A 10694-nucleotide genomic window follows, 5' to 3' on the forward strand; every position below is an offset into this window, starting at 1 on the left:
ATACCATGAGTGGTTATTGCGGCTGTTGCCTACCGAGCATAAATCCCTGCTCTTCAAGTGTCTCTTCCCATACTACACAGCGGTTACGGCCGCTGTGCTTGGCTTGATAAAGCGCTTCATCGGCAAGGCGCAGCAATTTCTTAGGGTCTTGAGTGTGATCAGGATATGTTGCGACACCGCAGGAAAGCGTGATTTTCCGCAGAGAAGAGCCTTGATGAATAAATGCCTGATGAGCAATGGATGTTAACAGCGCCTTTGCGCGCGTCTCGGCAGCGATTCGGGAGGTAGCAGGTAGCAAGGCAACAAATTCTTCGCCCCCAAAGCGACAGATCACATCCAAATCTCTTAAGTGGTGCCGCAATAACAGGGCGATTTCGACCAGCACGGCATCTCCTGCGTCATGACCAAAATCATCGTTAATCTGTTTGAAGTGATCCACATCCAGCATTAGCACGGAGAGTTGACTGTCATGCTGCTTAGCTCGCTGGCAATGGTGCTCGAATGCCGTGTCGAAATGGCGACGGTTGTGCAAGCCTGTTAATGGGTCTTTGCGTGAGAGCCCTTCCAGTTCTTGAACTAACCGGTCGAGGTCGGCGGTTCGCGCCGCCACCTGCTGCTCTAGAGTCTCATTGGCCATGGCAAGTTGTTGCTGTGTATGCCGATAGTGCCACAGAAAAATAGCCGCGTTCGCTAAAGAAAAAGCCAGTGTGCCGTAGCTCAAGGGCACACTGCGCCAGCCCACAAAGCCGTGGGCGACCACCATATCGGCGAGTAGCAGCGGGGCAAAAAAAGTAAAACTCACTACCAGAAGCCGTTGTTCAAGGGTGAGCTTTTGAAAGCGCATGAGCGCAAGTGCCAGCATTATGGGGAGCGTTAAGGCCAGCATGACATCAAAGATGGGGAAGGTTAATGAAAGGCTCAGCACTCCCAATTGAACCAAACCAATCGCCAGCACCAGATACACCAAGTGAATAACCCAAAGGAGAGTTATCCAGCGCTTAGCGGTGCCCTCCAACCAATAGCTGAGTAACAACCCCAGTGCCACCGGCAGGGTGTAGTAACTGGCTGCTCGGAGTGTGTCCCAGGTCAATGGCTCATCGGCAATGAGTTGACGGGCTGGGGTCTCCGCAAGCAGCATTAGCCCTGAAGCATAAGCAAACAACGCAATAGACCCAAAACCACGGCGTTCGGGACCTATTAACGCGAAAATGGTGGCCAGGATAGCGAGCACCAATACCAAAGCACTCACACCGAGATCCTGAGCAGATTCATGGATAATTTGCTTTAAAACCTCAATGCGTTCCATTACCTGGACTTGGCCCCATAAGCCAATACTGGTGTAGTAAGAGTAAAAGCGAAAGGTAAGCGTCTGACCGGCGGCATTTTCTGGTAGGTCTATCATGTGCCAGGGCCAGCCCGCAAAATCGCCTTTTCCCTGTTCGTCAAATTCACCATATTGATAGATCAGTTCATCGTCTAGATAAACTTGCCCAATCAAATTGATACTGGTGATAAAAAGTACTGGATCGTTCCAATCACCGGCGGGCACTGTCGTACGTAACCAGAGGTGTTCGTGCCCGTTGCGGCCAGGTGGGTTCGAAGGGGAGTCAATCGACTGCCACTCTGTCGAGTCGCTTTGCAGCCATTGAGGATGGCTATCGGCATCGTAAGGAGAGTCGCCCCAGCGATACTCCCAATTATGGAGCGGTTTGGGAGAGGTATCAGCTAGTAGGTAGCCTGAATATGCCAACAGTAACGCAAGCGTTAAGAGCAGTAGAGTGCTTCGGCGAATGGCGAACCCACTAGGCGGCATGGTGAACGTCCTAATCTCTTGGTCGCGATCTTGCTATTAATAAGTGCTACATAGGGGCCATCATTAACGACGCTACGTGCACAATAAAAGTGAGGCTGAGCATTAAGCGTAGAGTTTAACGAATATGAACCTTACGCAGGTGATGTTTTCTTCAACGGTTGCTAGCGGTTAGCTTCTTGTACTTAACCCAAAAGCCTGGCTACTCGGGCCAGGCTTTGCAAAGCATATAAATACTCAAGTACGCTTTTAGTTACCGCTAGCGGCTCCGCCTACCAGCCCACTGCGAAAATCACTGTCACTGTGATTACGGCTTTTAAGGTGGTTTGCGACTGTATCTTCTGGTGAGCCGGCCATTTCGCGGAACATGCCCATTGAGCCAAGCAGAGCAGAGGACTCGTAGGGTACGAATACTCGCTCACCATTCTTCGCCATATTGGGTAGTACCTTGATATAGCTCTGGCCCAGCAGGTAGCCCACTACGGTGCGCTTATTCTCTTCACTATCGCCAATGGCACTAAGCACCAGTTTAATAGACTCCTGCTCACCCTGGGCACGTAGAATGGCCGACTCTTTGTCACCTTGAGCGTTGAGGATCGAGGATTCACGTTGCCCCTGGGCCATTGCAATCGCCGCTGATTTCTCCCCCTCGGCCTCGGTGACGGTGGCACGGCGCTTACGTTCGGCGGCCATTTGCAGGCGCATTGCAGTTTCCACCTCTTCCGGCATAGCGATGTCCTGCACTTCGACGCGGGAGATTTTGACCCCCCATTTAGACGCAGGCTCTTCCATCGCGGCCTGAATCTCATTATTCACTTCCGCACGGGATTCAAACAGTTTATCCAGTTCCATTTTACCGACCACTGAACGTAGCGTGGTTTTGGCCAGTACTTCGACGGCCTGGCTCATATTCTCTACCTCATAGACGGCCCGCTTGGGGTCGATGATTTGGTAGTAGAGCGCGCCGTTGATACGCACGGTGACGTTATCGGTGGTGACGACCGGTTGACCGGGGAAATCCATCACCGTTTCGCGGCGGTCAATGCGGGTTTCGTCGGTGGTGATAGCGGTATAGTCCTCACCCATTTTGCGATAGCGCAGCATGGTGATCGCGCGGGGTTGTTCGATAAATGGAATGATAATGTTAATGCCGCTTTCTAAAACGCGGTGAAAAGAACCTAGGCGCTCAACCACCATTACTTCCGATTGGCGAATAATAATTAGGCCTTTAGAGATGATCAGTACTGCGATCACGACAATAATGAGGCTTATTAATAAGCCGGGGCTTATAGGTAGATCCATGGTTAAGGCTCCTTGCGTTGGGAATTGTCATCTTGAAAGGCTGTGTCTTCAGGCTGATGTAATGCGACTAGCGCAGTGGTGCCTTCAAATCGTTTAAATATGACCAGCGTACCGCTGGGTAGCTCGGTTTCACCGCTTTCAAGTACGCGCAGGCGGTAGAAATCGCCGTTGACTTTAATGCCCGTGGCATCATCAAAATCCCGGCGTAGAGTAGTGTAGCGATTACCTTTTTCCACACCTGTGCCTGTTGTGCCATAAGCAACGCCGCGGGGGGAGAAGCGCGGGCGAATGACCATAATGCATATTGGCAGCAGTACCCCGGTAAAAATAGCCATGCCAAGCAGTTGCCAAGGAAGCGTTAATCCTAGCGCTGTAACGGCCGCTGTTAGCGCAGCGGCAATACCCAGCGCTAGCAGCACCATCGCGCCAGAAGTCAGCTCTGCCAAACTTAATAGTAAGGCGAGTACCAACCAGCTATAAGCCGGGCTCCAGTCCATAGCAGTGTTACTCCGTCGTGAATGCAAGTGTTAATGACAATTCGGTCAGCGTAACCTAATTATGTGAACTTATCTTGCTTAGGTCGCAAGCGTGTTCTTGGGTGCGAGCATATCCTCTGAAGGGTGCTATCCTGCCTGCCTTTAAAGATAGCGAGCATAAAAAAGGAGAAGGGCGTGTTGTCGGGCGTGGTCTATTGGCTGGATATGGCGGGTGTCATCGTGTTTGCGCTTTCGGGCGTGATTTTGGCGTGCCGGTCGCGCATGGATCCTATAGGTATGCTGGTGCTGGCAGCGGTGACCGGCATTGGTGGAGGCACGCTGCGTGATTTAGTGCTCGGTGTAAGGCCGGTGTTCTGGGTGACGGATCCAACCTACCTGTGGGTGATTTTAGCCACCGTGGGTGTGTCGTTGATGGGCTTTCACTATATCCACCGGCTGTCGCGGGGCTTTTTACCGATCGCTGATGCGTTTGGCTTGGCACTGTTTACTGTGATTGGGACTCATAAAGCACTGCTGCTGGGCACGTCTGGAACGGTAGCTGTCTTGATGGGCATGATGACCGGCGTAGCAGGCGGCATGATACGTGATGTATTGGCCCAGCGAGTGCCCATGGTGCTTCGCGAAGAAATTTATGCGACGGCAGCGATGGCTGGGGGAATCGTTTACGTGGCGCTGTATGCCCTGGAGGCGCCGCTAACCATGGCGATTGGCGCCTCACTAAGCGTCACCCTCGGGCTGCGTTTGGCGGCGATCCATTGGCACTTGGCGCTGCCGGTGTTTGCCTGGGTCACGGTGCCACCGAAAACCCATGATGAGGCGGCAGCACCGCTCTCTACACCGCAAAAGGCTAAAGAGCGGGTGAGGATGATTCGCCGTGAGCGCAAAAAACGCTAAGGGCTAATCATTAGAGGCTAATTATTAGGGCTTAGGGAACGGTTCATCTCACGCCAGCGGTCAAACCAGCGGCGGGGTTGAATAACGTGCAAGGTTGGTTCGCTGTCCTCAAGTTCAACCCCTAATCCAAGCACGCCAAGGCGGGCATAGAGCGCGCCGTTTGCGCTGCGGTCTGCCAGAGCGACATCGGAAAGCAGCAGCAGCGGGCCACCAGCGAGCGTCAAGTCGCTAAGGCTGATCTGCTTGCCGCTGATCTCTAGCTGCGCCGTGCCCTCGATATCGTGCACATTGAGCAGTCGCCCTAACCAGTCGCTATCCCTTGCGCGTGCGAGAAATAGCCGGGCGAGTAAACCGGTATCGCGCATCTCAAGGCGGAGCTGGCTGACGAGACGAATAGGATCTTCCCACGCCAATTGCGCCTCCAACATGGAAAGCGTTACCCACCAACCGGCATCGGCAGAGCCATTTTCACTTTGTCGGCTAACGTTCTCCAAGCGTAAGAATGAGTCATCTGCGTTAAAACGACGCGTTTCCAGGTCGCCGTCGGTTAGGTGTAAGTCGAGATGAACATCGCCGCGAAGCTGCTGATCCAACAGCGCTAGCTCTGCGCCAAAGGCGCGCAGGGTTAGTTCGCCCTGTGCATTTAATCCTTCCAACAGCCACTCGCTTTCCAGGCTGGCTTGCCCATCCAGCAACCTAACACCCGCGCCTTCGGGCAGGTAGCGGTTGTAACGGGTGAAGTCGGGCACCTCGGTAATCGGCAGCGCGATGCGCGTGGTGAAGTGCTCGGGCTGGGGAGATTCAAGCACATCGCTAAAACGCTCGGTTTGCGTGGTGAGAGCAAAGTGGCGTCCTTCCAGGTGCGGGCTATTATCGCCTTGGCGACTCAAGGCAAAGCGGGGGATGCCAAGCGAGAGCTGGGCCCGCTCGGTGCTATCCAACTGGGCGGTGAGCTCGCCCCGTCCGGTGGCGAGATAATCTAAAAAAGTGACTTCTAACTGGTCGGCGTTGACCCGCAGCCGAGTGGGTGCCAGCAAGCGGTTATCGCGAAAGGCGCCCTGAGCAAAGAGTTGTCCTTCACCCGCGATGGCTAAACCGTGGGCGTCAGGCAAAAACGCATTTAAAAAGCCTAGCCGTTGCACGCTTCCCTCGAGTGAAAATTGCCCGCTTGGTACGTCACCTCTGCGTTGAAAGCGACCATCATTTAGCACCAATATGCTCTCTAAGCGTTCGCTCGGTTGGTCGATATCGGCCACTTGCCAGCTCAACCGGGTGCCGCTGATGTTCAGCGTTGAGCCATTCATTGCTGCCTGCTGAATAGGCAGGAAAAGCTGCATATCACTGGTTAGCGTGTCGACTTGTTCGCCGTGTTGCCAGCGTGTGGTAAGCCCGTTTCCGGCTAAATGTATCTCTCCGCTGAGCTGTTTTGACGCCATGGTGAGCTGGCCGTGGCTTGCGGCTTTCCCGCTAAGCAACTGCAGTGGCGCGGGGTCAGGTAAAATGGCGCCTAAGTAGGTTTGTAAAACGCTGATATTAGGCAGTTGCGCGGATTGCCAGCTCAATGTCGCGGATGCTTCTTCACGGGCCTTTTCTGGATCAGCTGGGCTCGATGCCGAGACGTTGATAGCGGCATCGTCAAGCAGCAGACGCTCCTGGTGGTGCAGCGTGGCGTCGGCAAAGTTAAGCGTTGCTTCGATAATTTCTTGTGGCGTTAGCTGGGCATCTAATGAGCCACCACCTCGGGCAATGAAGCCACGCGTATCTGCCATCAACTCAGTTGCTTGAATACTTAGTTGGGCATCAAAAAGGCGCGATTGGCGAATGCTGGCAGAGGCCTCAATTTGCCCATGGCCGGAAAGACTGATGCCTTCCAGTTCAGAGTTCTCATGTTCAGAATCCTGTCCTTCAGAACTCTCTCCTTCAGAACCCCGTTCTCCTATACCGGGCGAAAGATATCGATCCAGCATATCCAGGCGGGTGATATCGCCTTGCAAGGCGAGTGTCGCTGAGGTGGGAAGGTCGAGTTGATCCAGTCGCTGATTAGGAATTTGGGTCGCAAGGCGTAGCTCGGTATGCTCTGCGTAAGGGTGCGTGTCGGCTAGCTCAACATCGGCCAGCTGCGTTGAAAAATGCAGTTGATCGTTCTCAACCGACAAACGCACTTGGCCTTCACCCGTAGCCGTGTGGCGAGGCGGAGGGGTATCCGCCAGTATCCAGCGCGGCGAGTCAGTCGGCGCATGTAAACGTTGCTCATCAATCGCTAAGCGTAGCAGGGGCGCGTTCAGTATAAGCTTGCTGCCGGGCTGTAATTCTCCTGCGGTGAGCTCCAGTGCTCCAGTTAGCGCCCCGCGCCCTTCAATGGTTAGCCAGGGCAGGGTGCCTAGGTAGGGCATAAAGACATTCCAGGCATCCGCCTGGGCATCCAACTGAAGCTGCGCTGAGAGCGCTGCTAGTAGGTTGGGGTTCAGCTCGCCGCTGGTAGCGTCGACAGGAGTTATCGAATTGAGCGTTGCATCAGCGTTAAGGTTAATATCACGCACTAAGGTCTCTTGATCACTCAAGCGAACTAAACGACCATTGGTAATGGCGAGGGAAACGTTAGGAATCGCTAGGGTGTCGCGACTTAGCGTGGTCTCCGTTACCTGCAGCTGGCCGTCAGCTTCAAGCGCGATGTCACCAACGGTCAGGCGGCGAATACCCTCGGCATCGAGTGTGTCGATATGCAGTTCGCCGCGTAATAGAGCCATTAGCGAGAGCGAAAGGGTGGCGCGTTCGGCTTCAATTGAGATGGGCAGTGCTTCATCTTCACGAGCGAGATAGAGTCCCTCTACTTCCCAGCGGCCTGGGTGGCGGCTAACGCCTTGCTCCCAGCGGATGTCGATGCCCTCGAATTGTGAAATGCGCTCGGGCAGCCACTGGCTGTTAAGCAGCCAATAGCTGCCCGCCACCCAGGTAAAGAGGATAAACAGTAGGCCAACCAACGCCCTTCGCAGCAGGCGAGGTAGGCGATTTTTACGAGTGTTCGCGTCTGACATAGTGGCTTCCCTAGCAGATAACTCCTGTTGGGACGTGTTTTATGGCATTATGCGCGGCGTTGGGCAGTGACGGGTTTTCGATTTCAACGCTAGGCAGGCAACAAACGCCATGTTCAAGGATTTTTACGCGCAGCGCGGAGAGTATGTAGTGATCTCCGCAGAGCAGGCCAGTCGCTTCGCCAAAGGCGTGGCGGGTGACTACAACCCTATTCATAACCCGGATGCACGCCGTTTTTGTGTGCCCGGTGATCTACTGTTTGTACTGATACTCACAAAGTTTGGGTTGTCGCGGCAAATGGAATTTCGCTTCACCAACATGGTGGGCGCTGATACGCCGCTTAAGTTTAGCGAAGCAGACAACGGTGCACTTCACGTCTGTGATGAGAGCGGCAAATGTTACTTACAGGTGGTGCGTAGTGGTGACATTACCCACGATCCTGCGGTGGTGGAAGCCTTTGCGCGTTGCTATGTCGCGTTTTCAGGCAAAAACTTTCCGCACTATCTCAAACCGCTGATGGAAGAGCACGGGGTCATGTTTAACCCCAAACGTCCACTGGTGATCTACGATAGCATGGGGTTTTCACTCGAGCGTTTGGATGGTTTTGCACCGGGCTTGACGCTGAATCACTCTTCGCTGGAGGTTCACGGTAAACGCGCCGATGCACTGCTGGAGTTCTCTATTGAGTCCGCCGGGGAGGCCGTAGGGGTGGGTTCCAAAAAGCTCGTAGTGAGCGGCCTTTGTGACTATGACGCCGATGAAATGGCCGCTATTGTAGAAGAGTTCTATCGTCTCAAGGCCGCTTACGAGACGGCCTCGACTTGAACACTGGTACTTAGCCTCTTGCGAGGCTAAGTATGGATAAGACGCTTATTGGTCAGGCTTGTCCTGCACCGTCAAGCCAACCGTGGTAATACGGCCACCGAGTGTCGCCAGTACCGCCAGCATGATGCCATCGAGCTGAAGTGAGTCGCCTATCTCCGGTTGGCTGGAGAGTGTATTGCGCAGCAGTGCATCGAGAGTCGTCTGGCCATCCTCTCCTTCGATCAACACGCCATACGAGTGGCGTAAATCGTCTATCCTTGTACTGCCCTTGAGCTTTAGCTCCTGATCGGGCAGCTCTTCACTGACCACGCCCACCGCATCTGAAAAGACACAGTCGATAAACGGCCTCGTCTCGGGACGCAGCACCACGAACAGGTGATCGCCAGCCATTAGCTCTGTCGAGCCTCGCGGGGGAATTACGTCCTTACCCCGGGTAATCATCGCGACGACCGTCGTATCGGGTAGTGCCATTTGTGAAAGCCGCCGACCCGCTGCGCGTGGATGGTCGCTCAGGGTGTACTCCACAATATCGGCATCTACCTCTTCCAGCGCGGTAATCTCAAGGCTGGCCGCCGGTACCGCTGGCGGTTTTTCAGTCAATCCCAGCTTGCGGGCCACCACTGGCAGAGTGGTGCCCTGGATGGTTGCCGAGATCAGCACCACGAAAAACACCACATTGAAGATTAATTCTGCACCCTCCAGCCCAAACATCAGCGGAAAAATAGCCAGGATAATAGGGACGGAGCCACGTAGGCCTACCCAGGCCACTAAACTGGCTTCACGGGCATTGAAGCCGAACAGTTTCATGACCGGCAACACGGCGATTGGCCGGGCAACCAAAATCAGTACCGCAGCAATCACCAGCCCTTCCAGCCATACATCCAGCAGAGACACCGGGTTTATCAGCAGCCCCAATACCACGAACATCACGATCTGGCTTAGCCAGGCGAGCCCATCATGAAACAGGAATGTGCTGCGCTGAAAGGCGATACGGTGGTTGCCAATGAACACCCCGGTCAGGAAAATGGCCAGGAATCCGCTCCCCCCTGCGTTGGCTGAGATACCAAAGGAAAGGAAGCCACACGCGGCCACCATTACCGGGTAAAGGCCCGAGGCCACCAGATGGATGCGGTTAATGATCTTGACCGATGCCCATCCTACGCCAAGCCCTACCAGGCCCCCTACGCCCATCTGCATGACGAAAAGCTCAAGCAGCCCCGTGCCTGGTTTCATGCCATTGACCAGCACTTCCAGCAACCCGACGGTAAGGAAAATAGCCATCGGGTCGTTTGAGGCGCTTTCGATCTCTAGCGTGGATTTCAGTTTTTTATTGATATGTATGCCGGCGTTTCTTAACAGCGAAAATACCGCTGCGGCATCTGTGGAGCCCACGATAGCCCCTAGTAGCAGGCCTTCCAGCAGCGGTAAGTCGAGAATGTAGGCGGCTGCCACGCCGGTGATTAGAGCCGTGATCAACACCCCGAAAGTGGCGAGCAGGGAGGCGGGTTTCCAGACTTTTCGAATCGATGAGGTAGGCGTTTGAAGCCCGCCGTCAAAGAGGATCATTGCCAGCGCCAGCGTGCCTAGGGCATGTGCCCCCGCTGGGTTGTCGAAGGCGATCCCTCCAATACCACTCTCACCGGCCAGCATGCCAATGACCAAGAACAGAACCAGGACAGGTAAGCCAAGGCGGGCAGATAATTTGCTCGATACAATGCCCACCAATATCAAAATGGCAGCAAGTAAAATGAGCTTGTCAACGGGAAACATAAACGGAGAACCCTTCTAAAAAGGTACTGATAGTTTGAATGGCAGCGTGTCTCTAAAGCGGTGCCACTAATGAATAACTGAACAACTACGTAGTTAGCTCTTTGCGAGGATAGGCGGTGCCCGACCGGGGGGAAGAAGGAGGGCACAGCCGCTGGTGTCGTTTGAAACGACACGGCCAAGAATTGCTTGGTGGGAGATAGCTGAATGCAGCGAGGCGAAAAAGCTAACGGGAGGGGGATCGTCGGCTGACCATTCGATGGCCTTCAAAAGCTCTTTATCTACCTGCCGCTTGGTGGCAGCGTTTCTTATTCGTAGCTTGGTGGGGAGTGGCGCGAAAGCGTAGTGACTCGAAAGACTTTTCAGGCTTTCATCGGTCTGTTGCAGCTCGGTGAAATGTGGCTTGTAAAACTGTTCGACGGCACCCGATAGCAAGACCAGAAAACAGCCCAGAAGCAGGATCTGGGATGCCCAGAGAGGCGCATGCCCGACGTTTTTACCATCACCATCCCTTTGCTGCATCGGGTCTTCCTTGAACAAGCCAGCTATGTATCTGTTATACCTTA

Annotated in this window: 8 protein-coding genes; 2 read left to right on the forward strand and 6 right to left on the reverse strand. The window is 54.2% G+C overall.

What is annotated here, in order from left to right:
* Positions 1-13 precede the first annotated feature (13 nt).
* The 3 genes from ACW17M_RS08130 to ACW17M_RS08140 all read right to left on the reverse strand — a co-directional run bounded on the left by ACW17M_RS08130 (position 14) and on the right by ACW17M_RS08140 (position 3609).
* On the reverse strand, positions 14-1813 hold the full coding sequence (locus ACW17M_RS08130) for a GGDEF domain-containing protein (RefSeq protein WP_009288201.1): 1800 nt from the start codon (positions 1811-1813) through the stop codon (positions 14-16).
* A 246-nt stretch (positions 1814-2059) separates the two neighbouring features.
* Complete coding sequence (locus ACW17M_RS08135) at positions 2060-3112, reverse strand: SPFH domain-containing protein (protein WP_041158260.1); 1053 nt, start codon at positions 3110-3112, stop codon at positions 2060-2062.
* A 2-nt stretch (positions 3113-3114) separates the two neighbouring features.
* On the reverse strand, positions 3115-3609 hold the full coding sequence (locus ACW17M_RS08140) for an NfeD family protein (protein ID WP_027960029.1): 495 nt from the start codon (positions 3607-3609) through the stop codon (positions 3115-3117).
* Positions 3610-3786: 177 nt separating this feature from the next.
* Here ACW17M_RS08140 and ACW17M_RS08145 point away from each other — a divergent pair, with 177 nt between their 5' ends.
* A complete protein-coding gene (locus ACW17M_RS08145) occupies positions 3787-4503 on the forward strand; it encodes a trimeric intracellular cation channel family protein (RefSeq protein WP_084625314.1) in 717 nt (238 codons plus the stop codon).
* Between the two features lie 17 nt (positions 4504-4520).
* Here ACW17M_RS08145 and ACW17M_RS08150 read toward each other — a convergent pair whose 3' ends face one another.
* Positions 4521-7538, reverse strand: coding sequence for a hypothetical protein (locus ACW17M_RS08150; RefSeq protein ID WP_457547210.1), 3018 nt, complete (start codon positions 7536-7538; stop codon positions 4521-4523).
* A gap of 109 nt (positions 7539-7647) precedes the next feature.
* Between ACW17M_RS08150 and ACW17M_RS08155 the strand changes: the two genes are divergently transcribed.
* Positions 7648-8361 (forward strand): DUF3581 family protein, encoded by a 714-nt coding sequence (locus ACW17M_RS08155; protein WP_009288206.1) that lies wholly within the window; start codon positions 7648-7650, stop codon positions 8359-8361.
* Positions 8362-8406: 45 nt separating this feature from the next.
* On the opposite strand, the gene ACW17M_RS08160 is transcribed toward ACW17M_RS08155, so the two are convergent.
* Positions 8407-10131, reverse strand: a complete 1725-nt coding sequence (locus ACW17M_RS08160) for a potassium/proton antiporter (RefSeq protein ID WP_233974208.1) — start codon at positions 10129-10131, stop codon at positions 8407-8409.
* A 93-nt stretch (positions 10132-10224) separates the two neighbouring features.
* On the reverse strand, positions 10225-10650 hold the full coding sequence (locus ACW17M_RS08165) for a hypothetical protein (protein WP_190374847.1): 426 nt from the start codon (positions 10648-10650) through the stop codon (positions 10225-10227).
* Positions 10651-10694: the final 44 nt, after the last annotated feature.

Source organism: Vreelandella sp. 2A-K22, assembly GCF_054065485.1.

Coding starts and splice junctions, on each gene's coding strand:
- ACW17M_RS08130 (WP_009288201.1), bottom strand. CDS start 1,813: ATGCCGCCTAGTGGGTTCGCCATTCGCCGAAGCACTCTACTGCTCTTA.
- ACW17M_RS08135 (WP_041158260.1), bottom strand. CDS start 3,112: ATGGATCTACCTATAAGCCCCGGCTTATTAATAAGCCTCATTATTGTC.
- ACW17M_RS08140 (WP_027960029.1), bottom strand. CDS start 3,609: ATGGACTGGAGCCCGGCTTATAGCTGGTTGGTACTCGCCTTACTATTA.
- ACW17M_RS08150 (WP_457547210.1), bottom strand. CDS start 7,538: ATGTCAGACGCGAACACTCGTAAAAATCGCCTACCTCGCCTGCTGCGA.
- ACW17M_RS08155 (WP_009288206.1), top strand. CDS start 7,648: ATGTTCAAGGATTTTTACGCGCAGCGCGGAGAGTATGTAGTGATCTCC.
- ACW17M_RS08160 (WP_233974208.1), bottom strand. CDS start 10,131: ATGTTTCCCGTTGACAAGCTCATTTTACTTGCTGCCATTTTGATATTG.
- ACW17M_RS08165 (WP_190374847.1), bottom strand. CDS start 10,650: ATGCAGCAAAGGGATGGTGATGGTAAAAACGTCGGGCATGCGCCTCTC.